The organism is Methylobacterium radiodurans, assembly GCF_003173735.1.
GTDB lineage: Bacteria > Pseudomonadota > Alphaproteobacteria > Rhizobiales > Beijerinckiaceae > Methylobacterium > Methylobacterium radiodurans.
The window spans coordinates 3033471-3055168 of record NZ_CP029551.1 but is presented as its reverse complement, the minus strand read 5'-3'; the positions used below and the strand labels follow the sequence as shown (position 1 = coordinate 3055168).

General features: G+C 70.6%; 21 protein-coding genes and 3 tRNA genes. 13 read left to right on the top strand and 11 right to left on the bottom strand.

From position 1 onward, the window contains the following. Positions 1 to 149: 149 nt before the first annotated feature. Positions 150 to 1064: an EamA family transporter gene (locus DK427_RS14330; RefSeq protein WP_109951853.1), complete on the top strand. Its 915-nt coding sequence runs from the start codon at positions 150 to 152 to the stop codon at positions 1062 to 1064. Here DK427_RS14330 and DK427_RS14325 read toward each other — a convergent pair. Further along, a complete protein-coding gene (locus DK427_RS14325; RefSeq protein ID WP_109951852.1) occupies positions 982 to 1629 on the bottom strand; it encodes a DUF3578 domain-containing protein in 648 nt (215 codons plus the stop codon). The genes DK427_RS14330 and DK427_RS14325 overlap by 83 nt on opposite strands. Beyond that, complete coding sequence (locus tag DK427_RS14320; protein ID WP_109951851.1) at positions 1626 to 2759, bottom strand: anhydro-N-acetylmuramic acid kinase; 1134 nt, start codon at positions 2757 to 2759, stop codon at positions 1626 to 1628. The genes DK427_RS14325 and DK427_RS14320 overlap by 4 nt, the downstream gene beginning before the upstream one ends. 123 nt (positions 2760 to 2882) lie before the next feature. Here DK427_RS14320 and tyrS point away from each other — a divergent pair, with 123 nt between their 5' ends. Together tyrS and DK427_RS14310 are read left to right on the top strand one after the other, a co-directional pair. Continuing rightward, positions 2883 to 4154, top strand: coding sequence for a tyrosine--tRNA ligase (gene tyrS, locus DK427_RS14315; protein ID WP_109951850.1), 1272 nt, complete (start codon positions 2883 to 2885; stop codon positions 4152 to 4154). Between the two features lie 128 nt (positions 4155 to 4282). Next, positions 4283 to 4624 carry a hypothetical protein gene (locus DK427_RS14310; RefSeq protein WP_245930569.1) on the top strand — a complete coding sequence of 114 codons (342 nt, stop codon included), beginning with the start codon at positions 4283 to 4285 and terminating at the stop codon, positions 4622 to 4624. Between the two features lie 90 nt (positions 4625 to 4714). Here DK427_RS14310 and DK427_RS14305 read toward each other — a convergent pair whose 3' ends face one another. The 3 genes from DK427_RS14305 to DK427_RS14295 all read right to left on the bottom strand — a co-directional run bounded on the left by DK427_RS14305 (position 4715) and on the right by DK427_RS14295 (position 7443). Then, positions 4715 to 5629, bottom strand: coding sequence for a manganese catalase family protein (locus tag DK427_RS14305; RefSeq protein WP_109951849.1), 915 nt, complete (start codon positions 5627 to 5629; stop codon positions 4715 to 4717). 130 nt (positions 5630 to 5759) lie between these two features. Next, complete coding sequence (locus tag DK427_RS14300; RefSeq protein ID WP_109951848.1) at positions 5760 to 7040, bottom strand: O-acetylhomoserine aminocarboxypropyltransferase; 1281 nt, start codon at positions 7038 to 7040, stop codon at positions 5760 to 5762. A gap of 157 nt (positions 7041 to 7197) precedes the next feature. Beyond that, entirely contained in the window at positions 7198 to 7443 is a 246-nt protein-coding gene (locus DK427_RS14295; protein WP_109951847.1) for a hypothetical protein, read from the bottom strand. Between the two features lie 259 nt (positions 7444 to 7702). On the opposite strand from DK427_RS14295, the gene DK427_RS14290 reads away from it, so the two are divergent. Then, positions 7703 to 8101: a hypothetical protein gene (locus DK427_RS14290; RefSeq protein WP_109951846.1), complete on the top strand. Its 399-nt coding sequence runs from the start codon at positions 7703 to 7705 to the stop codon at positions 8099 to 8101. A 92-nt stretch (positions 8102 to 8193) separates the two neighbouring features. On the opposite strand, the gene DK427_RS14285 is transcribed toward DK427_RS14290, so the two are convergent. Next, positions 8194 to 8529: a hypothetical protein gene (locus DK427_RS14285; protein WP_109951845.1), complete on the bottom strand. Its 336-nt coding sequence runs from the start codon at positions 8527 to 8529 to the stop codon at positions 8194 to 8196. A 414-nt stretch (positions 8530 to 8943) separates the two neighbouring features. Here DK427_RS14285 and serA point away from each other — a divergent pair, with 414 nt between their 5' ends. The 4 genes from serA to DK427_RS14265 all read left to right on the top strand — a co-directional run bounded on the left by serA (position 8944) and on the right by DK427_RS14265 (position 13617). Next, complete coding sequence (gene serA, locus DK427_RS14280) at positions 8944 to 10206, top strand: phosphoglycerate dehydrogenase (protein WP_109951844.1); 1263 nt, start codon at positions 8944 to 8946, stop codon at positions 10204 to 10206. A gap of 147 nt (positions 10207 to 10353) precedes the next feature. Further along, positions 10354 to 11985, top strand: a complete 1632-nt coding sequence (locus DK427_RS14275) for an ABC1 kinase family protein (RefSeq protein ID WP_109951843.1) — start codon at positions 10354 to 10356, stop codon at positions 11983 to 11985. Between the two features lie 268 nt (positions 11986 to 12253). Continuing rightward, positions 12254 to 13129: an HWE histidine kinase domain-containing protein gene (locus DK427_RS14270; protein ID WP_245930568.1), complete on the top strand. Its 876-nt coding sequence runs from the start codon at positions 12254 to 12256 to the stop codon at positions 13127 to 13129. Positions 13130 to 13230: 101 nt separating this feature from the next. Continuing rightward, positions 13231 to 13617 carry a response regulator gene (locus DK427_RS14265; RefSeq protein WP_109951841.1) on the top strand — a complete coding sequence of 129 codons (387 nt, stop codon included), beginning with the start codon at positions 13231 to 13233 and terminating at the stop codon, positions 13615 to 13617. Between the two features lie 76 nt (positions 13618 to 13693). On the opposite strand, the gene DK427_RS14260 is transcribed toward DK427_RS14265, so the two are convergent. Further along, entirely contained in the window at positions 13694 to 15121 is a 1428-nt protein-coding gene (locus tag DK427_RS14260) for an FAD-binding oxidoreductase (protein ID WP_109951840.1), read from the bottom strand. Positions 15122 to 15338: 217 nt separating this feature from the next. Between DK427_RS14260 and DK427_RS14255 the strand changes: the two genes are divergently transcribed. The 4 genes from DK427_RS14255 to DK427_RS14240 all read left to right on the top strand — a co-directional run bounded on the left by DK427_RS14255 (position 15339) and on the right by DK427_RS14240 (position 16984). Beyond that, complete coding sequence (locus DK427_RS14255) at positions 15339 to 16034, top strand: fumarylacetoacetate hydrolase family protein (RefSeq protein ID WP_109951839.1); 696 nt, start codon at positions 15339 to 15341, stop codon at positions 16032 to 16034. 4 nt (positions 16035 to 16038) lie between these two features. After that, a complete protein-coding gene (locus DK427_RS14250) occupies positions 16039 to 16506 on the top strand; it encodes an NUDIX domain-containing protein (protein ID WP_245930567.1) in 468 nt (155 codons plus the stop codon). Positions 16507 to 16625: 119 nt separating this feature from the next. Continuing rightward, a tRNA-Gly gene (locus tag DK427_RS14245) sits at positions 16626 to 16700 on the top strand. A gap of 209 nt (positions 16701 to 16909) precedes the next feature. Then, positions 16910 to 16984, top strand: a tRNA-Gly gene (locus DK427_RS14240). A gap of 71 nt (positions 16985 to 17055) precedes the next feature. Here the strand turns inward: DK427_RS14240 and DK427_RS14235 are convergent. From DK427_RS14235 to DK427_RS14225, 3 genes are all read right to left on the bottom strand, one after another. Beyond that, positions 17056 to 17535 (bottom strand): cupin domain-containing protein, encoded by a 480-nt coding sequence (locus DK427_RS14235; protein WP_109951838.1) that lies wholly within the window; start codon positions 17533 to 17535, stop codon positions 17056 to 17058. Between the two features lie 389 nt (positions 17536 to 17924). Then, positions 17925 to 18009, bottom strand: a tRNA-Leu gene (locus tag DK427_RS14230). A gap of 127 nt (positions 18010 to 18136) precedes the next feature. Next, complete coding sequence (locus DK427_RS14225) at positions 18137 to 18442, bottom strand: FliM/FliN family flagellar motor switch protein (RefSeq protein WP_109951837.1); 306 nt, start codon at positions 18440 to 18442, stop codon at positions 18137 to 18139. A 95-nt stretch (positions 18443 to 18537) separates the two neighbouring features. Between DK427_RS14225 and lipB the strand changes: the two genes are divergently transcribed. After that, positions 18538 to 19257: a lipoyl(octanoyl) transferase LipB gene (gene lipB / locus DK427_RS14220; RefSeq protein WP_109951836.1), complete on the top strand. Its 720-nt coding sequence runs from the start codon at positions 18538 to 18540 to the stop codon at positions 19255 to 19257. A 168-nt stretch (positions 19258 to 19425) separates the two neighbouring features. Here lipB and DK427_RS14215 read toward each other — a convergent pair whose 3' ends face one another. After that, positions 19426 to 21537 carry a carbohydrate porin gene (locus tag DK427_RS14215; protein WP_109951835.1) on the bottom strand — a complete coding sequence of 704 codons (2112 nt, stop codon included), beginning with the start codon at positions 21535 to 21537 and terminating at the stop codon, positions 19426 to 19428. Between the last annotated feature and the right edge of the window lie 161 nt (positions 21538 to 21698).

Genomic DNA, 21698 nt, shown 5'->3' with positions numbered 1-21698 from the left:
CCCCCGCCGCCGGAACCGTGCGGGCCGCGGAGCCGGACGGGACGCGCGCCGTTCGCTTCGCCGTCCCTGGATTGTCGGCGCGTTCCGCGGCAGAGGGTCGTCGCGGGCTCGGCGCGATCAGGACGCCGCCCGGCAGGGAGGACGGCGCGATGGCGCTCCGGGACGTTCTGGCGGCGCTGCTCGTCGCCCTCGTGCTCGGCCTCGCCTTCGTGGCGATCAAGGTCGGCCTCGAGACGCTGCCGCCGCTCCTGCTCACCGCCCTGCGCTTCCTGTTCGCCGCGCTCCCCGGTGTCTTCCTCGTCCGGCCGCCGCGCGCGCCCGCCCGGCTCGTCGTCGCCTTCGGCCTCCTCCACGGCGTCGCGCTGTTCGGGCTGATGTTCCTCGCCATCGCGCTCGGCATGCCGGCCGGCCTCTCCTCCCTGGTGGTCCAGGTCCAGGTGTTCTTCACGATCGGACTCGCCTTCGTGGTCTTCCGCGAGCGGCCGAGCGGGCTCCAGGTGGTCGGCGGGCTCGCGGCGGCCTCCGGCATCGCGGTCATCGCCGCGTGGCAGGCCCAGACAGCCGCGCTCCTCCCCCTCTTGCTGGTGCTCGCCGCCGCCCTGGCGTGGGCGGCGGCGAACCTCGTCGCGAAGGCGGCCGGGCGTATCGACATGCTGGCCTTCATGATCTGGGCGAGCCTCGCCGCGACGGCGCCGCTCCTCGTCCTGTCGCTCATCTTCGAGGGGCCCGCGGCGATCGCGCAGGGTCTCGGCCGAGCCGACTGGCGGACCGTCGCCGTCGTCCTGTTCATCGCCTATCCCACGACGATCCTGGCCTTCACCCTGTGGAACGGCCTGCTCGCCCGCTACCCGGCCGCCACCGTGACGCCCTTCGCGCTGCTCGTGCCCGTGGTCGGGATCTCGAGCACCAACACGCTCCTCGGCGAACCCTTCGAACCGGCCGAGGCGGTCGGCGCGCTCCTGATCTTCGCGGGCATCGGCCTCAACGTCCTGGCGGCCCGCCGGCGGCGCGCCCCGGCCGGAGCGGGCCCGGCTCCGGCAGCGCCAGCCCCCCGCGCGCCCTGAGCGCCCGGTAGGCGGCGACTCCCGCCGCGAGGTCGGCGCGCAGACGCTGCTCGTCTCCGAGCGCCGCGAGGTCGTAGCTGAGCCCGAGGATATGGGCCGCCTCGTAGCCCTCGGGTAGCTCCCCGGCGCTCCCCAGGCGGATCGCGCGCACGGGCAGCCGGTCGGCGAAATCGGCGAGCCGCTCCCGCAGCGCGTCCCCGCTCGCGCGGAGATGGGCCCCGGCGCGCGGGCCGTGCTCGCGGATCGCCGCCACCGACCCCTGGGCCAGCGAGAGATGCACCGCCTCGCGGTCGGCGGGGAACAAGTAGACGAGGTAGTAGCCCTGCGTGGCGCTCGTCGTCACGGCCGGGTCGAAGGCCGCGAGCCAGGGCACCGCGGCCCAGTGCGTGCCGCGGCCGGGACTGCCCTTCACCAGGAATGGGCCGTCGATGCCCTGAAGGGCCCGGCGCAGCTCGTCCGGCGCGCCCCGGCGGATCACCGCCGCGAGCGGGTGCCCGGCCGGCGGATCCGCCCGCGCCAGTGGGTATTCCTCGACGATGCGGCGCAGCGCGTAGCCGAGGCTCACGGCCGCGCCAGCACCCCGCCGGAGATCGGCTCGCGCACGCCGGTCGTCGCCGGGAAGGTGATCGGCAGGCCCTGCATCGAGCGCACCGCGAGGTAGGCGAAGGCCTGGGCTTCCAGATAGGCCGAGGACCAGCCGATCGCGTCCGCCGTCGTGATCTCGGCGCGCAAGTGGTAGTTCAGCAACCGCACCAGCTCGCCGTTCCTCGCGCCACCGCCCGCCACGATCCAGCGGGTCGGGATCTCGGGGGCGTGGTCGAGCGCGCGCGCCACAGCGCGCGCCGTGAAGGCGGTGAGCGTCGCCGCGCCGTCCTCGGTCGAGAGCTGGCCCGCGAGCTTGTGCGAGAACCAGTTCCGGTCGAGCGATTTCGGCGGTTTCCTGAAGAAGAACGGGTGGGTGAGGAGCCAGGCGAGCAGCTGCTCGTCGGGTCGGCCCCGGGCGGCGGTGCGCCCGCCGTCGTCGAGGTTCTTACCCTCGCGCTCCTGCATCCACTCGTCGATGAGGGAATTGCCCGGCCCCGTGTCGAAGGCGATCACGCCGCCCCGGGAATCGACCAGCGTCGCGTTCGCCACCCCGCCGATGTTGAGGATGCCGAAGGGGCCATCCATCCCGGCGGCCTCGGCCAGCGCCTTGTGGAAGACCGGCACCAGCGGCGCCCCCTGCCCGCCCGCCTCGATGTCGGCCCGGCGCAGGTCCGACACCACCGCGATCCCGAGGCGCGAGGCCAGCGCCTGCCCGTCGCCGATCTGGATCGAGATGCGGTGGTCCGGCCGGTGGATCACGGTCTGGCCGTGGAAGCCGATCACGTCGATGTCGGCGGCTGTCAGGCCGTTGTCGGCCAGGAACTGCTCCACGGCCTCCGCGTGCGCCCGGGTGACGAAGTCCTCCGCCTCCGGCAGGCGGCCGGGCCGGTCGTCGGGCCGCACCACGCTCTCGGCGTCCTTGGTGGCGGCGCGCAGCAGGGCCTTCTCGTCCTCGCTGTAGCCGCGGTAGCCGGTGGGACCGAGGGGGGCGAGATAGTTGTTGTGGCCCCGCTCGACCCGGACGGTCTCACCGTCCGTCTCGATCAGGGCGATGTCGACGCCGTCCAGCGAGGTGCCGCTCATCAGGCCGATCGCGCGCATCATCGCCATGCCGGACTCCCCCGTGCCTTTCGGGGAGCGCCCTGCTAAGAGCCGCCCCGAACCAACCTCATGCCGGCCGAGCTAGCACGCGGGCGAGAGCCTGTCGCCCGGCCGCCCCTCCGGGACACCCCCATGACGCCTGAGAGCTTCGCCCCGAAATCCGATTTCCTCCGGGTCCTCATGGAGCGCGGCTACGTCCATCAGGGCTCGGACCTCGCCGGCATCGATCAGGCGGCGCTCGACGGGCGGCTGACGGCCTATGTCGGCTACGATTGCACGGCGGCCTCGCTGCATGTCGGCCACCTGCTGTCGATCATGATGCTGCACTGGCTGCAGAGGACGGGCGGCAAGCCGATCGCGCTGATGGGCGGGGGCACCACCCGCGTCGGCGACCCCTCGGGCCGCGACGAGTCGCGCAAGATTCTCACGCTGGAGCAGATCGAGGAGAACAAGGCCGGCATCCAGAAGACCTTCGCGCGCTTCCTCACCTTCGGCGAGAGCGGCAACGAGGCGCGCATGGTCGACAACGCCGAGTGGCTGACCCGGCTCAACTACATCGAGATGCTGCGCGACATCGGCCGGCACTTCTCGGTCAACCGCATGATGTCGATGGACAGCGTGCGGATGCGGCTGGAGCGCGATCAGGAACTCTCGTTCCTGGAGTTCAACTACATGATCCTCCAGTCCTACGACTTCGTGGAGCTGAACCGCCGCTACGGCTGCATCCTGCAGATGGGCGGCTCGGACCAGTGGGGCAACATCGTCAACGGCATCGATCTCGGCCGCCGGCTCGGCACGCCCCAGCTCTACGGCATCACCTGCCCGCTGCTGACCACGGCGTCGGGCGCCAAGATGGGCAAGACCGCCGCCGGCGCCGTCTGGCTCGATGCCGGGATGCTCTCGCCTTACGATTACTGGCAGTTCTGGCGGAACACCGAGGACGCCGACGTCGAGCGCTTCCTGAAGCTGTTCACGCTGCTGCCGCTGCCCGAGATCGCGGACCTCGCCGGCCGGGGCGGCGCGGCGATCAACGAGGCCAAGAAGGTGCTGGCCACCGAGGCGACCGCCCTGATGCACGGCCGCGAGGCGGCGGAAGCCGCCGCCGAGACCGCGCGGAAGACCTTCGTGGAGGGGGCGCTCGCCGCCGACCTCCCGAGCGTGACCGTGCTGCGCGCCGCGCTGGAGGCCGGCCTCGGCGTGCTCACCGCCTTCGGGCCGGAGCACGCCCGGCTCGTGCCCTCGACCAGCGAGGCGCGCCGCCAGATCAAGGGCGGCGGGCTCAAGGTCAACGACGTGCCAGTCACGGACGAGAAGGCCGTGCTCGCGCTCGGCGACCTCACGCCGGAGGGCGTGATCAAGCTCTCCTTCGGGCGCAAGCGCCACGTGCTGCTCAAGCCCGAGTGACACAAGTGCGGGTGATCCGGGTTCTGGAAAAGCCGGCCGCCCGTGTGGCCAAGCCACGGACAAGGGCGGCGTCTTCCTCCATAGTGCCGGAAGACCGGCCCGTGGCCGGAGCCGTGACGGAGAATTGCGTGATCCTTCGAGCCCGCCACGTCGTGGCCGCAGGCCTCCTCGCCCTCGCGGGGAGCGCCCTGCCCGCCCGGGCGCAGCCGCTCGGCTACGTCTTCCAAGCGCCGGATGCGCCGACCGTGCTGCAGACGGACCGGTTCGGCCGGGTCATCGTGCCCCCGACGCGGCCCGACCTCGCGGTGCCGCCCGTGCCGGTGCCGCACGTGATGAACGGCGGCGGCTTCGGGCTGACCGGGTTCGACTACTACAACGACGCCTCCAGCGAGGGCCGGTTCGGCGTGCGCAAGCAGCCGAAGACCTACGTGCTGGCCCCCGCCCCGATCGACCCCGCTTGGCGCTACTGAGCGGGTCAGAGCGCGGTTAGGAGCTCAGGGCTCTGCCCTGAGGACTCGCCAGAGGGCCGGCGGCCCTCTGGACTCCCTTCCACGCAAGCTTCAGCGGCTCTTCTGGTAGAGCTTGCTCGCGATCTCGAAGATCTCCTGGGGCGCGTAGTCCGGCGCGAAGGCGCCGTAATTGCCGTCGAGCTCTGGGATCTTGCCGCCCTCCGGGGGCCCGTCGACGATCTCGAGATTGCCCGGCGGATCGCCCGGCAGCGCCACCTCGTCGTTCGACCAGACGCCCGCCATCTCCGGGTAGTCCGGCGAGCCGAAGGTGTAGAGCCGGCGGTGCGAGCCCTCCTGCAGGTACTTCTGACATTCGGGGATCTTGTCGAGCACGATGTTCGGCGTCGGCAGCATCTTCTCGATCTCGACGCCGGTGAGCTTCTTGAGGGCCAGCGCGTAGGCGTGGGCGTGGACCGAGCCGCGCACCAGGAGGTAGCCGCAGACCTCGCGGCCGGTCGGGTCCTTCAGGGTCTCGTAGACGCGCAGCTTGTGCAGGCGGGCGCCACACTCGAGATGAAAGTTGTGCAGGAGGTCGATGATCAGGTTGCCCGAGGTCGTCACCATGTCGGCGTTCCACGACTGGGCGTTGGAGTTGACCGGCGTGGCGCCGCCCCCTTGCGAGAAGAAGGCGCCGGCTAGCCGCACGTCCTGCATCTCGTTGAACGGGGCCTTCGAGACGTCGACGTTCTCGGTGTCGTCGCCCGGCCCGTTGTTGAGCAGCGCGACGCCCGTCGAGACCAGCTCGACATGGCCGAGCTCCTCCGTGAAGATGCTCGACACGAGGCTGTAGAACGGGCGCAGCTTCGACTTGTTGCGGAAGTTGAAGCTCTGGAACATGTAGTTCCCGAGCGTTGACATCTCGCCGTACTTGCCGCCGAGCAGTTCCTGCAGGGCCGCGGCGGCGTTGGGATCGGGACGCTTCGGTGTCGGCAGTTCGGCCTGGAGACGGTCGAGGCGCATGAACATGGATCAGTCCCTCCGGATCGGCACTGAGATGCCGGAAGGGCTACCGTGGGTTCTGGGTGATGTTCCTGATTCGCGTTGAGGTAGTCCGGCCACGGGGCCGTTTGCCGCAGCCGGGGGGTCCCCTATCCGCTCAGGCGCGCAGGGCCGCGTCGAGATCCGCGATCAGGTCGGCCGGGTCCTCCAGACCGATCGAGAGGCGCACGACCTCCGGCCCGGCGCCGGCCGCGCTCTTCTGCGCGTCGGTGAGCTGGCGATGGGTGGTCGAGGCCGGGTGGATCACCAGCGAGCGCGTGTCGCCGATATTGGCCAGATGCGAGAAGAGCTGGAGGTTAGAGACCAGCTTCACGCCCGCCTCGTAGCCGCCCTTCAGGCCGAAGGTGAAGACGGCGCCCGCACCCTTCGGCGTGTAGCGCTGCGCCAGGGCGTGGTAGCGGTCGCTCGGCAGCCCGGGATAGCTGACCCAGGCGACCGCGTCGTGCCCCGCCAGATGCGTGGCGACCGTGAGCGCGTTGTCGGCGTGGCGCTGCATCCGCAGCGGCAGGGTCTCGATGCCGTTGAGGATCAGGAAGGCGTTGAAAGGCGAGAGCGCCGGCCCGAGATCGCGCAGGCCGAGCACCCGCACCGCGATGGCGAAGCCGAAATTGCCGAAGGTCTCCGAGAGCACCATGCCGGCATATTCGGGCCGCGGCCCGCTCAGCATGGGGTAGCGCTCGTCGCCCGCCCAGTTGAACGTGCCCCCGTCCACGATCAGGCCGCCGATCGAGTTGCCGTGGCCGCCCAGGAACTTGGTGGCCGAGTGCACCACGATGTCGGCGCCGTGCTCGAAGGGCCGGATCAGGTACGGGGTCGCCATGGTGTTATCGACCACGAGCGGGATGTTGTGGCGCCGGGCGACCTCCGACAAGGCCCGGATGTCGGTGATGACGCCGCCCGGATTGGCGATGGACTCGCAGAAGATCGCCTTGGTGCGCGGCGTGATCGCGGCCTCGAAGGAGGCCGGGTCGTCGGCATCCGCCCAGGCGACCTCCCAGCCGAAGCTCTTGTAGGAGTGGTTGAACTGGTTGATCGAGCCGCCGTAGAGCTTGTTGGCCGCCACGAACTGGTCGCCCGGCTGCATCAGGGCGTGCATGGTCAGGAACTCGGCGGCGTGGCCTGAGGCGACCGCGACCGCGGCGGTGCCGCCCTCGAGCGCCGCGATGCGCTCCTCCAGCACGGCGTTCGTCGGGTTGGTGATGCGCGAGTAGATGTTGCCGAAGGCCTGCAGCCCGAACAGCGAGGCGGCATGGTCCACGTCCTCGAAGACAAAGCTCGTGGTCTGGTAGATCGGCGTCGCCCGCGCGCCGGTGGTCGCGTCCGGCGCCGCGCCCGCGTGGATCGCCAGGGTCTCGAAGCCGGGCTGCCGGTCGCTCATCGGAAATCTCCTGGCTCGCCTGTCGGGTCTCGCGGGGCCGCTTGCCGGCGCGCGGGCTCGGCACTCGATCCGAGCCGTGTACGCCTGCCGGGGAGCGCGGTGCAAGACGGGCGGCGGTGATCCGGCCTGTCCCGCCGCCGGTCGCGCGCTGCACGGGCTACCGCAGGAGGTAGGCGAGGCCGACCGCCAGAAGGCTCACGAACAGGACGATCGCGGGGGTGGAGACGATCGGCCGATCCAGGCCGAGGATGCAGCTGATGTCCTCGCGGACGGATCCGAGCTTTCCACCCCTGAATGCGTACAGGATCGCGCAGGATGCGAGGAGGACGGCCAGGATCAGCAAGCCGAGCCCGGTGCTCCGAAGTGCCGCCCTGAGCACTTCTTGGACGATCATGTCGAACATGCGTCTCCGCCGGCCGTAAGGGGGACGGCTATCGTACAGGGCAAGGGCTGCCGGGCACGTTCGAGGCGAACGCAAGATCCTGTCCGGCACCGTGCCGCGACCCACGCAGTGCCTGGACCGAAATGGAACGCGGCGCCTGGCCTGCACGTGGGAGATTGCAAATCCGAGTCTGGCAGGCTGCGTGCGTCGTCGATGTGGGGAGTGTCGTCGGTTGCCGATCGCGCGTGGGGGAGCGAGATGGAGCGGGCCAGTGCGAGGCATGCTCGCTGCCGGTTGCGTCCTTCTCATCGGGCCGGCAGAGGCGCGTGACGAGGCGCAGCCCCTCAAGGTGCATGTGACGGGCAGCATCGATCCGGGCCAGACCGAGGAAGACTTGGATCTCGGCGGTGGCCTGATCGAGCTCCTCCTCACCGGAAGCATCCGGCCGCGGCATCGCAGCCCTCCTGATCAGGCCTCGATCGCCGCGCCTCCCGCGCAGCCTGCGCCGCAGCCTCCGGTGCCGAAGCTCATCGCGTATGACGGGGACCTGCCCAAAGGCACGGTGATCGTCAACGAGACGCGCAGCGAGGTCTATCGCGTCGTCGGGCGTGGGCGCGCGGAGCTTTATCGACCCGGCGGGGATGTCCTGGGCCTCGCCAAGCTGCTGGTACCGCGCTGAGTGGCCCGAATGAGGATGAAGCGGATCCCGGTGTCCCGGGATCCGCTTCAATCGTCCCCCACGATTGCCGTTGGCGGGCGAATGACGTGTTCTCAGCGGATGCGACGACCGCAGCCCGTGGGCACCATCGAGTAGTATTCGGGGCTGAGAACCGTACGGGTCTCCTCGTAGATCGCCGGGTTGTAAGCGTTCCGGGCAAAGCCGCCGCGCTGGTAGATGATCGCCTTCCGGAAGTCGCGGGATTCGGTCTCGCGGAGGATCCCCTTCGGGTTCACGAGATCGACTTGCCGATGGTAGCGAACCTTGTAGCAACGGTCGTTCTGGGGGACGACCTGCTCCGTGTAGCTCGGATCGTAGCCTTGAGCGAATGCGGCATTGGACAGCGTTGCCGCACCGGCAATGATGGCAAGATACAGTGTGCGACGCATGGTATGACCCTCTGTGTGGATCTGGTGGCGACAATTTCCTGCTATCGTGGGGATTGGAATGGGTCACTACGCATTTTGTGCTGATGCTCTGGTTTTGCTCAAATTTTTGCACTCCATTGGACAGGATTGGCAGATTGGTCATCAAACTAATTCGAACGACTGACCCGAACGGGGGATGCACATTCAATCTTGCTAGAAGCGGGCGCAGGCTCGGTGATTCGTGTAATAATCAAGCCATGTGAATTCTGGGAGGCGGGCCCTCACGAGCGACCTGTGGCATTGCAGCAGAAAACGCTTTAGAGCACGCGCCGTCCGTTAAAACGGACGTCCTCGTTCCGCCGGGGCGGCTTTCGACAGGCCGCGGTGCCTCTGGCACCGATCCCGGGCGGGGACCATGACCACGAGGCGACCGCGATGATTCCCGAAAACGCTAACGAGAAGCTGTCCCTGCCCAAGGACCGGATCCGCGTCCTTCTGCTGGAAGGGATCAACGACAGCGCGGTCGCGCTGATGCAGGGGGCGGGCTACACGAACCTCGTGCGGCTGCCGAAGGCGCTCGATCGCGAGGCGCTGCACGAGGCGATCCGCGGCGTGCACATCCTGGGCATCCGCTCGCGCACCCAGCTCGACGAGGCGGCGTTTGCCGCCGCCGACCGGCTGCTGGCGGTGGGCTGCTTCTCGGTGGGCACCAACCAGGTCGATCTGGAGGCCGCCCGCAGCCGCGGCATCCCGGTCTTCAACGCGCCCTTCTCGAACACGCGCTCGGTGGCCGAACTCGTCATCGGCGAGATCGTGATGCTCCTGCGCCGCATCACGCCGCGCTCGGCGGGGGCGCATGCGGGCGCGTGGGACAAGTCGGCCACGGGCTCGGTCGAGGTGCGGGGCAAGACGCTGGGCATCGTGGGCTACGGCAACATCGGCACGCAGCTCTCGACGCTGGCCGAGGCCATGGGCATGCGGGTGATCTTCTACGACCACACGGACAAGCTGCGCCACGGCAACACCGAGCCGACCGAGAGCCTGGCCGAGCTGCTCGCACAGGCGGACGTGGTCTCGCTGCACGTGCCGGAGACGGAGGCGACCGCCAACATGATCGGGGCGGCCGAGATCGCCCGGATGAAGCGCGGCGCCTACCTGATCAACAACGCGCGCGGCACGGTGGTGGATCTCGACGCGCTGGCGGCGGCCCTGGCGTCCGGGCATCTGGCGGGCGCGGCGGTGGATGTGTTCCCGAAGGAGCCGGGCTCGAACGCCGAGCGCTTCGTGAGCCCGCTGCAGGGGCTCTCCAACGTGATCCTGACCCCCCATATCGGCGGCTCGACGGAAGAGGCGCAGGAGCGCATCGGCTCGGAGGTCGCCCGCAAGCTCGTGGACTATTCCGACATCGGCTCGACGGTCGGCGCCGTGAACTTCCCGCAGGTGCAGCTGCCGGCCCGGCCGACCGGCACGCGCTTCATCCATGTCCAGCGCAACCTGCCGGGCATGCTGGGGCGCCTCAACGAGGTCTTCGCGCGCTCAGGCGTCAACATCGCCGCCCAGTTCTACCAGACCGACGGCGAGGTCGGTTACGTGGTGCTGGAGACCGATGCCGGCACGGCGGATGCCGAGGTCCTGCTGGAGCAGATCCGCGCCATCGAGGGCACGATCCGGGCGCGCCTGCTCTACGAGCGCCGCTGAGCCGCGCCGCCAGGGGCGGGAGGCCGCACCCCCGTGCGGGGGGTGCGCGAGGCCGCACCCCCGGAAGGGCGCGGCCCGCCACCTCAAAAAAGTCCCGATGCTCGTGCTGTCCGGAACACCCCCGTCCGGACGGAAACGACCCGTTTCATGCTGAAGACCGCCTTCGTCGCCGCCCGCGACCGCCAGCGCCTGTCGGAGATCGCCACGATCCTGATTGGCTTCGGCGTCAACCGGGTCGTGGACCGGCTCGGACTGCGCTACCTGCCGCTGCTGCCGCGCCGGAAGCCCCGCGTCGACGTCACCCGCCTGTCCGAGCCCGAGCGGATGCGCCGCGCCATCGAGGCGCTGGGCCCGACCTTCATCAAGTTCGGGCAGGTGCTGGCGAGCCGCCCGGACCTCCTCTCCCCGGCCTGGACCGAGGAGCTGGAGAAGCTCCACAGCCAGGTCTCCCCCGTGCCCTGGGAGGTGATCCGGCCGCAGCTGGAGGAGGATCTGGGCGCGAGCCCGCACGAGATCTTCGCCGAGTTCGACACCGACCCGATCGCCTCCGCGTCGATCGCCCAGGTCTACCGGGCGCGCCTGCACACGGGCGAGGCGGTGATCGTGAAGGTGCTGCGGCCGAACCTGCGCAAGATCATCGAGGCGGACCTGCGCCTGATGGCGCACGGGGCCCGCATCGTCGAGACCGAGTGGCCGGACATGGCCCGCTACCAGCCCCGCGAGCAGATGCGCCACCTCGCCGAGGGGCTCAACGGCGAGCTCGACCTCCTGAACGAGGCCCGCAACTGCGAGCTGCTGGCCCAGATCTTCGAGGACGACGACGACATCGTCTTCCCGAAGATCCACTGGGAATGGTGCTCCGAGCGGGTGCTGGTGCAGGAATTCATCGACGGCATCCCGCCGACCGACGACGCGCGCCTGCGCGCGGCCGGTGTCGACAAGAAGCTGCTCGCCCAGAAGGGCACCGACGCCTTCCTGCGCATGGCCTTGATCGAGGGCGTGTTCCACGCCGATCCCCACCCAGGCAACATGCTGGCGCTGCCCGGCAACCGCATCGGCTTCATCGATTTCGGCATCATCGGCCGGCTGTCGCGGCGGCGGCGCAACCAGCTCCTCGTGCTGATCGGCGCCATGCTGAAGCAGGACGCGGACGGGCTGATGGCCGTGCTCCTCGACTGGACTGGGGCCAGCAATCCCGACATGACCAAGCTCCAGCTCTCGGCCCAGTCCTTCGTCGAGAGCCACTCCTCGATCCCGCTCAATCTCGGGCTCGTGCTCACCGACTTCATGACCATGGCCCGCGAGAACGACCTCGCGATGCCGACCGATCTCGCGATCCTGTTCAAGGGCCTCGTCACGGCCGACGGGGTGATGCGCCATCTCGACCCCAACTTCGACCTCTTCGCCGCCGCCGGCCCGACGGTGCGGGCCAGCATGCAGACGCAGTTCTCGCTCTCGGGGCTGAAGGCGAAGGCCGAGGCGCTCGGCGTCGGCCTCTACGGGGCGGCCTCGGAGCTGCCCACCCTGATCCACCTGATGCTGGTGCGGCTGAAGCAGGGCAAGGTCACGGTCGAGATCGAGGTGAAGGGGCTCGACAAGGTCACCCGCGGCATCGAGCGGGCGGCGGCCCGCGTCGCGGTGGCGCTGGTCGTGGCGGCCTTCGCCACGCAGCTCGCGCCTCGCCTGATCGATCTCGGCACGCCGGCCTTCGTGACGATCGGCATGATGGTCTTCATACTCGGCGTCGGTTGGCTGGTGCTGCTGGGACGCAATAAGTGAGCTGACTGCCGGATCAGCTCAGGCGAAGTCCAGCGGTGAAAGAAATCAGTCTCGGTCCTGTTCTATGCTTGTGCGCCCCGCGCGCCATGCTAGGCTGATTCTGCCCCTCGAATCGCGGGACTGCGGGCGGGGCGGCGAATCAGAAGCGGCGCAAGCTGTCGGTCGCCGTCCGGACCGGACGATCCCGATCCCTCGTCTCCCGCGCCGCGGGGCGGGCGCCGACACGCGTCATCGTCGCGATGACCCGGACCGGCGAGGCGGTGGGGCGATGACGGCGATGATCATCCTGTCCGAGGAGCACGGCGAGGCGCGTCGCGTCGCGTCGCTGGAGACCGAGAACCGGCACCTGCGCGCGCTCCTGCTGGCGAGCCGGAAGGTCGATGCCGAGCTGCGCTACGGCGCGCGGCGCGACCGCGTGGAGGCCGACCGGCTCCGGGCCGAGGCCGAGCTGCGCGACAGCCGCTACCGCCGCGACATCGCCGAGCTGCGCTCGAACGCGGATCGCCAGGCGCTGCTGATGCAGGAGCTGGCCCACCGGGTGAAGAACACCCTGGCGATGGTGCAGGCGATCGGCACCCAGACCCTGCGCACCGCCCCCTCGCTCGACGCCGCGCGCGCGGCGCTCGACGCCCGCCTCATCGCGCTGGCCCAGGCCCACGACGTGCTGCTCCAGGGCGCCTCCGCGCAGGATCCCCGGTCCACGGTCCCGCTGCGCCGCATCGTCGCGACTGCGGTGGCGCTCCACGGGAGCGAACCCGACCGCTTCGCCGTGTCGGGCCCCGAGATCGCCCTGGCCGCGCGGTCTGGCCTGACGCTCGCGCTGCTCCTGCACGAACTCGGCACCAACGCCGCCAAGTACGGTGCCCTCTCGACGCCGGCCGGCCACGTGACGATCGACTGGGCGGTCGAGGAGCGGGCGGTCGAGGAGGAGACCGCCGGGACGGAGCCCGGGGCCGCCCGCTTCCGGTTCCGCTGGGAGGAGGCCGGCGGACCGCCGGTGAGCCCGCCGCGCCGGGCCGGGTTCGGCACGCGCCTGATCGAGCGCAGCCTCGTGCGGGGTTTCGGGGGCCGCGTCGATCTCGCATACCCGGCCTCCGGCCTCGTGCTGAGCTTCGAGGCGCCCTTCGCGATGCTGGCGGCCTGAGGGCGCCGCCGGCCGGCTGCGCGGCCGTCGCGCCTTGACGGGGGCGGGCCCGGGGAATAGGGCCCCGGGCTTCCGGTCCAGAGAGTGCCGCGCGAAGCCTGATGACAGAGAGCCCCGCTGAGCAACCCGTCGTTCTCCTTGTGGAAGATGACGGTCTCCTGCTGATGGAGGCCTCCGACACGCTGGCCGATGCGGGCTTCACGGTGCTGGAGGCGACGCACGCCGACAAGGCGCTGAAGGTCCTGGAGAACCGCGACGACGTCGAGGTGCTGATGACCGACGTCGACATGCCGCAGGGTTCGATGGACGGCTTCGCGCTGGCCCGCCTCGTCGCGCATCGCTGGCCGGCCATCCCCGTGCTCGTCGTGTCCGGCATGGGCACGCCGGGGCCGAACGACATGCCGGACGGCGCCCGCTTCATCCCCAAGCCCTACGAGCCGTCGACGCTGGTGCGGACGCTGCGCGCCTTCGTCCGCCGGGCCGCCTGAGCGGTCGCTGCTCCGTCCGGCCTGACCGCGCCGTTTCCGGGACGGCCGGGCGCCGGGTGATCCGGGCCCTGCTCGGTCAGGGCAGGCCGCGATCGGACGGCGGCCCCGCCACCACCTTGCCCGGGTTGAGGATGCCGGCGGGATCGAGCGCCGCCTTGAGCCTGCGCATCAGGTCGAGGCCGACCGGGTCGCCGTAGCGCTCCAGCTCCGCACGCTTCAGCAGGCCGACCCCGTGCTCGGCCGCGAACGAGCCGCCCATCGCGTGCACGATGTCGTGTACGATGCGGTTGAAGCGCCCCCACTCGGCGAGGAACGCCTCCCGCGCCATGCCGGGCGGCTGGCTCAGATTGAAGTGGATGTTGCCGTCGCCGAAATGCCCGAAGGCGCAGACACGGATGCCGGGCATCGCCGCCTCGCAGGCGGCGGAGGCCTCGGCCAGGAAGGCGGGCAGGCGCGCGAGCGGCAGCGAGACGTCGTGCTTGATCGAGGCGCCCTCGCGCTTCTGCGCCGCCGGCATCGCCTCGCGCAGGGACCAGAGCGCCTGGTTCTGCGCCTCGCTCGCGCCGATCGTCGCATCCTCGACGATCCCGGCCTGCATCGCCGCGGCGAGCACCGCCTCCATCTCGGCCCGCGTGTCGGCGTCGGGCCGGGCGGAGGCGAGTTCCACCAGCGCGTAGGCGCCGTGCGCACCCTCGAGCGGGCGCACCGCCCCGGGTGTGTGGGCGAGCACGATGTCGAGCCCGAAGGGCGGCATCACCTCGAAGGCGGTGAGGTCCCGGTCGCAGGCATCGCGCATCCTCGTGAACAGCGCGAGCGCCCGCTCGGGCGAGGCGAGGCCCGCAAAGGCCACCGTGGTCGAGCGGGGCCGCGGGAACAGCCGCAGCACCGCCGCGGTGACGATGCCGAGCGTGCCCTCCGAGCCGATGAAGAGCTGCTTCAGGTCGTAGCCGGCATTGTCCTTGCGCAAGTGCCGCAGCCCGTTCCAGACCCGGCCGTCGGAGAGCACCACCTCGAGCCCGAGCACGAGGTCGCGCGCGTTGCCGTAGGAGAGGACCTGCACGCCGCCCGCGTTGGTGCTGATGCCGCCGCCGATCCGGGCCGAGCCGCGCGAGGCGTATGAGAGCGGGAACAGGAGCCCCGCCGCCTCGGCGGCGTCCTGGAGATCGGAGAGGATCGCGCCGGCCTCGACCGTCGCGGTGGCGCCGACCGGGTCGATGTCCCGGACCCGGTTCATCCGGGCGAGCGCGAGCACGAGGCCGCCCCGCGGCACGCCGCCCCCGACGAGGCCGGTATTGCCGCCCTGCGCCACCACGGGCACGCCCGCCTCCGCGCAGGCCCGCACCGCGAAGGCGACCTCCTCCGTGCTGCCCGGCCGCGCCACGGCGAGCGCCTCGCCCCGGTAGAGACGCCGCTGCTCGGCGAGGTAGGGCTCGACATCCTCGGCCGCGGTGAGGATGTGGGCCGCCCCGAGCCGGGCGCGCAGCGCATCGAGCAAGCCGTCCATCCGGGATCCCCCCTCGCCGCGTGGCCGCCGTTCACGGGCCGCGCGGCCTGTTTCTCGGATCCGCGCCCGCTTCGCCGCGGTCCGGGCTGGCGCGGGCGCCGTCCTGGCCTAATGTGGACCCGCGGCGATGCGGGCGTAGCCCGTCCGCGCCGGCCGCGGAAGCCCGGGGATCTCCCTCGGACCCTGACCCGACGACCGTCCTGCTCAGAGGCGACGCATGCTCTCCGTCATCCCGAACCCGCCGCGCACGGCCCTGCCGATCGTCGGCAGCCCGGACCTCTTCCCGGTGCGGCGGGTCTACTGCGTCGGGCGCAACTACGCGGCGCATGCCCGCGAGATGGGCGCCAACCCCGACCGCGAGCCGCCCTTCTTCTTCATGAAGCCCGCCGACGCGCTTCTGGTCGTGGGGCCGGAGCCGGCCCAGCTACCCTATCCGCCCCGCACCGAGAACTACCATTTCGAGATCGAGATGGTGGTGGCGCTGGGCAGGGGCGGGCGCGACATCCCGGTCGCCGAGGCGCTCGACCACGTCTACGGCTACGCGATCGGCCTCGACATGACCCGGCGCGACCTGCAGGACGAGGCCAAGGCGCTGCGCCGCCCCTGGGACCTCGGCAAGGCCGCCGACGCCTCCGGGCCGATCGGCCCGCTGTACCCGGTCGCCGCTCTCGGCCATCCGGATTCCGGCGCGATCACGCTCGCGGTGAACGGAGAGGTGCGCCAGAGCGGCGACCTCTCCGAGATGATCTGGTCGGTGGCCGAGCAGATCGCCTACCTGTCGGGCTATTTCGAGCTAGCCCCGGGCGACCTCGTCTTCACCGGCACGCCCTCGGGCGTCGGCCCGGTGCGGCGCGGCGAGCGCATGACGGGGGCGGTCGCCGGGCTCGGCGCGATCGTGCTCGACGTGGTCTAGGCGGGTGCTGCTCGACAACCCCCTCGCCCGGCGGCTCTTCCACCTCGGGGCGCTCGCGCTCCGGGGCATGACGCTGGGCGTGCGCGGTGCGGCCTTCGACGGGGCGGGCCGCGTCTGCCTCGTGCGCCACACCTACGTGGCGGGCTGGCACCTGCCGGGCGGCGGCGTCGAGATCGGCGAGAGCGCGGCCGAGGCGATGCTGCGCGAGTTCCGCGAGGAGGCGGAGATCGCGGTCCCGCCCGAGGCGCTGCAGCTGCGCGGCCTCTACCGCAATCTCGCGGGTTCCCGCCGCGACCACGTCGCGCTCTACGTGGTGCACGGCGTGACGCGGCTGCGCGAGAAGCTGCCGGACCGGGAGATCGCGGCCTGCGCCTTCTTCCCCCTCGACGCCCTGCCGGAGGGCACGACCCGGGGCACCGCCGCGCGCCTGCACGAGATTCGCGGGGGGCTGGAGGCCGCCGCGCACTGGTAGGAAGGCGGCGAAGATTTTCACCCCCGACGCCCTTGCGCCGACGGGCCGAATGGTGTTTAGAGACCGGCGTCGGCGGGGCGCCGGCCGGTTCTTCCGGCGAGCGCCAGCAGGACATGCGAGCGGGTGTAGCTCAGGGGTAGAGCACAACCTTGCCAAGGTTGGGGTCGAGGGTTCGAATCCCTTCGCCCGCTCCAGTTCTCCCAACCACGACGATCTCCACGACAAGCCGCCTCCGGGCGGCTTTCGTCGTTTCCGGGGCGTACTCCGGTGCTGCCTCTGCGCTCGGATTTCGCGAGTCCGGGACGCGAAGCTTCGCTTGCATCGGCGGCCGGAATGGTGTTTAGAGACCGGCGTCGGCGGGGCGCCGGCCGGTTCTTCCGGCGAGCGCCAGCAGGACATGCGAGCGGGTGTAGCTCAGGGGTAGAGCACAACCTTGCCAAGGTTGGGGTCGAGGGTTCGAATCCCTTCGCCCGCTCCAGTTTTCCCAACCACGACGATCTCAACTATAGGCCGCCCCTGGGCGGCCTTCGTCGTTTCCGGGCTCGGGCCTCACGCCTCCGAAGGCTCGGCCTTGTACCAAGTGAAGTGCTTCTTCACCGGCTCGGTCACGGTCCAGGTGCCCGACCAGCCGCGCGGCGACACGAAGGCCTCGCCCGCCCGGTAGCTCCGCGAGACGCCCGCCGCGTCGGTCGTGGTGACGGCGCCCTCGATGAGATGGATGAACTCGTCGTGCTCGAAGTCGATGCGGAAGGCGCCGACCCCGCAGGTCCAGATGCCGGCGGCGTAGCGCTCGTCCGGGCTCTTGAAGATGGTGGTCGCGGTCTGGCGCGGGTTGCCCGACACGATGTGCGAGGGCAGCGGCAGGTAGGATTTCTCGCGCGGCTGGACGGCCGGGAAGTCGTGGTTGCCCATCAGCGGCCCGTCGAGCAGCGGCGGGGCCGCGCCCCGCGGACGCAGCAGGACCGGCAGGCTGCCGAGCAGCGCCAGCGCGGGCCCGCCGAACGTGTGGAGAAGCCGTGCGATTTCCATGCGATCCCCTCAGACCGTCCGGACGTTCTGTCCCTGCCGCACCATCGGCCCGGCAGGCGCGCACGAGATCCGTCCTGTCTTCGGGCGCGAAGGACACCGTACAGGGAATCGACCGCGACACAATTTGGTTGATGTGGAAGAGGACTTCGGCCTTCGCGTATAGATACCGAAGTGCAAATTGAATGCTTGTGTAGGGTTAAGATAATCTTCGACGTCCGCACATGCGTGGCGACCGCGCGTTCCCGGAGGTCGCGCCGGCTCGATCACTTTGGAGTGCTGCTCGTCGGGAAGAGAGGCCCGCCACGCGGTGGCGGTGCAATGGATCGGCTGGGACAGCGTCGCTTCCGAGCCCGAACCGTGTTCTGTGAGGGAAACACCAACCGAAAGGTTGGTGCGGCCAAGAGGACTCGAACCTCCACCCCTCGCGGGACTAGCACCTCAAGCTAGCGCGTCTACCAATTCCGCCATGGCCGCATCGGCACCCCGAAGGGAGACCGCTTGTCCGATCCGGCGGCCTGGCTGGCCGGTCCGTCTCGGTGAGCGGCGCAATAACAGATCGATTCCGGCCCGACAAGCGCCGTCGCGCGGAACGCCTCGAAAATCACGCCATCCGGGCTTCCGGCTCGAACAGGGGCGCGGCCCCCTCTCCGATCGAGGTGCCGGGCGCGCGCAGGGTCTCGGGCTTGCGGATCAGCTCGGTCACCTCGACGGAGATGCGGTTGCCCGTCACCACAATCTGGCCGCGAGCGATCGGGTGGTCGTTGGCCAGGATCTCGACCATATCGCTCTCGCTCGCCTCCAATTCGATCACCGCGCCGCGGCCCATGCGCAGCAGCATGTGCAGCGGCATGCGGCAGCGCCCCAGCACCACCGTGACATCGACCTTCAGATTGTCCAGAACCGCCACGCGCCACGCTCTCGTCACTCGGGGGCACCGGCCGGCGCTTGCTCGCGCGCGCGGGGCGGTGCTCTGGGGGAGCTTCCGCGCATCATGGTGAAGCCTTGGTAAACGCCTCTCGCCTCGAGACCGCACCGGAGACCTTCTGGCCGCGTGCCGGTGCCCCGCCGGTGGCGTGGCGGGTCAGCGACGGGCTCGTCGATTACGAGGCGGCGGTCGCCTGGATGGAGGCGCGCGCCGCCGCGATCGCTCGGGGCGAGGCCGACGAGTGCGTCTGGCTGCTGGAGCACCCGCCGCTCTACACGGCCGGCACCTCGGCCAAGGCCGCCGACCTCGTCGCGCCCGAGCGGTTCCCGGTCTACGCGTCCGGCCGGGGCGGCCAGTACACCTATCACGGTCCCGGCCAGCGCGTGGCCTACGTGATGCTCGACCTGAACCGCCGCCGCACGGACCTGCGCGCCTACGTGGCCTGCCTGGAGGCGTGGCTGATCGCGACGCTCGACGCCTTCAACGTGCGGGCGGAGCGGCGCGAGGACCGGGTCGGCGTCTGGGTGCGGCGGCCCGAGCGGGGCGCGGGCGTCGAGGACAAGATCGCGGCGATCGGCATCCGAGTGCGGCGCTGGGTGAGCTTTCACGGCATCAGCCTCAACGTCGAGCCGGACCTCTCCCACTTCGCCGGCATCGTGCCCTGCGGGGTGCGTGAGCACGGGGTCACGAGCCTCGTCGATCTCGGCCGGATCGTCAGCTTGGCAGAGGTCGACATGCAGCTGCGCGCTGCGTTCGAGCCGATCTTCGGCGCCACGGTGCCGGATCCGGCCGGCTGAAGCGCCCGCTCATGGTTTCGAAAGGTCGAGACCTTTCGCGGGTGCAGGGCAGAGCCCTGCTGTTGGTCTCCGCACCCGGCCTTGCCGGGTCCGGAGACCAAATCCGGGGCTGCGCGCCCCGGACCCCGCCAAAGGGTATTGACCCGTTGGGATCCCGTGACCTCCGCCTCAGAAGTCCGCGTGGAGCCGCGTGCCGAAGAAGTGGGCCGGGCCGCGGTCCTGGTTGTAGGCGGGGTTCGAGACGAGCTGGTAGTCGAAGGTCACGGTGACGAACTTCGCGAGGCTCAGGGCGTAGTAGGCCTCGACCGCCCGCTCGGGCGCGTAGGTCAGGCGCCCGTCGCCGATGAGCAGGCCGAGACCCCCGTTGGCGAAGAAGGCCCGGTGGGTGCGCGAGATCGCGTTCATCGTCGCGCCCAGCCCGATCGTGTCGAGCGGCCGGTCCCAGGCAGCGCCCTTGATCGAGACGCCGCCCGAGAGGCTGGCGTCGATGTCGGTGAAGTTGGCGCTCTCGTTGCGCCCGTCGTTGACGCTGGCGCGGGCGAAGATCCCGACATCGTCGGTGACCGCCTGCTCCAGGTTGGCGTAGAGCCCGCTCTTGCGGCGCGGGCGGCGGGTCGCCTGCACGGCCTCGCCGATGTCCGCGAAGGCGCCGCCGAGCGTCAGCCCCACGACCTGCCGGTAATTGGCGGTGTTGACCACGTTGGTGAAGGCGCCGAGCCGCACGCGGCCGGGCTGCTCCAGCACCGGCAGGGTGTGGCGGGTCTCCAACTCCACCACGGCACCCGCCCGCTCGAAGACGCGCGGGTCGAGCACGTCGCTGGAGGGCTGCTTCGGCACCTGCGTGTAGGCCGCCCGGATGGCGAACTCCCGCCGGTTGTACTCGACATACACACCCTGCGTGAAACCGGGGAGGTTCGCCGGGAAGTCCCAGGCCGAGGCGGCCCAGAGAGACCAGTTCATGAAATCGACACGCGGGTCGTGGGCGTAGACGTTGCCGTCGAAGAAGTCGCCGAGCGCGAACTTGCCGGCCACCACCGTGATGCGCTCGACGTCGCGGCGGGTCGCCACCTGGTTGATGCCGTCCGGCACGTCCTCGGTCTCGCCGCCGAGGCCGAAGGTCTGGCGCACGAAGTAGCGGTTGGAGCGCAGCTTCGGGAAGGGCGCGCCCGCCTTCTGCGCCTCGCCGTTGACGAAGCCCGCGACGCCGAGCGTGCGCGAGAGGCCGAAACCCTGGCTGAATTCCGGGTTGTAGTAGAGTTCGGTGCCCTCCGTCAGCTTGAAGCCGATGAAGGCGGTCGCCGTCGTGGTGGCCTGGGCCTGATGCGGCACGAGGCTCTGATCGCCCCGGTAGGGCGAGCGGAAGCCCGGCACGCCCTGGTTCACGAAGGTGGTCTGGCCGTGCAGCGAGAAGCGGTCCGAGACGTCGGTGTCGGGCACGTGCGGCGCCGCCTCGTCGGGCTCCGGCGGCAGGCGCAGGCCCTCCGGGTACCAGGAGAGGCGCGCCAGCATCTGGTTCGAGGTGAAGGCTGCCCGCGTCGAGACCGCGCCGCCGAAGGGGCCCGGCACCGCGCCGAGATCGAAGCGCCCGCCCGAGCCGAGATCGATGTAGCGGTAGTCGAGGCCGACCGCGATCCGGTCGGTGATGGCGTATTGCAGGCCGGCGCCGAGGGTGAAGCCGATCCGGTTCTCGTCGCGCCGCGCCGTGGCGGCCGGGCCGCCCGCGAGGTCCGGATAGGTCGCCAGGATCCGGGTCGTCGCACCGGCGAGCCCGAACGTGGCGTAGACCAGCGCCCGGTCGAAGCTGTAGCCGAGGCGGCCCCGCAGCAGGCCGTAGAAGTCGGTCTTGGCACGGATCACATCGAAGACCGGGTCCGCGTCCTCGTAGCCGAGGCGCAGCGCGTTCGAGCCGACCGGCCGCTTCAGGTTCGCGCCCGAGACGTCCGCCTCCACGCCGTAGAGCCAGGGGCCGGTTTGCCAGTTCCGGCCGCCGAAAACGCCGCCGACCGCGGTCGTCGCCTCGCGCCCGCGGTCGGAGCGGCCGGTCGCGTCGCCGGTGCGGAAATCGGGGATGACCCGGCCGCCGATCGTGGTCGGGCCGAAATTCAGCGCGCCGAAGGAGCCGCCCGCGCTGCCCTGCAGGCCGAGATAGGGGCCGGACCAATCGACGAACGCGCTCTGGCCGGCCGACGGGGCGGAGGCGGGGTCGGCAGCCCGGGCCAGGGCGGGAAACAGCGCGGCGAGCAGCGCGGCGGAGGGACGGAGCCCGGCCGCCGGTCGCATCCACCTCCGGCGTAACCCCTTGCCAGCCGCCATGACGCCCCCCACGAGCAATCCGATCCGGCGTTTCATAGCTTGTGCTATATGTCTCGCAAGGCGCGGCCGGGTCCGTCGCCCAGGACCCGCGGGCGCGTGGCAGAAATGCCGCGCCGGGATGACGGAGA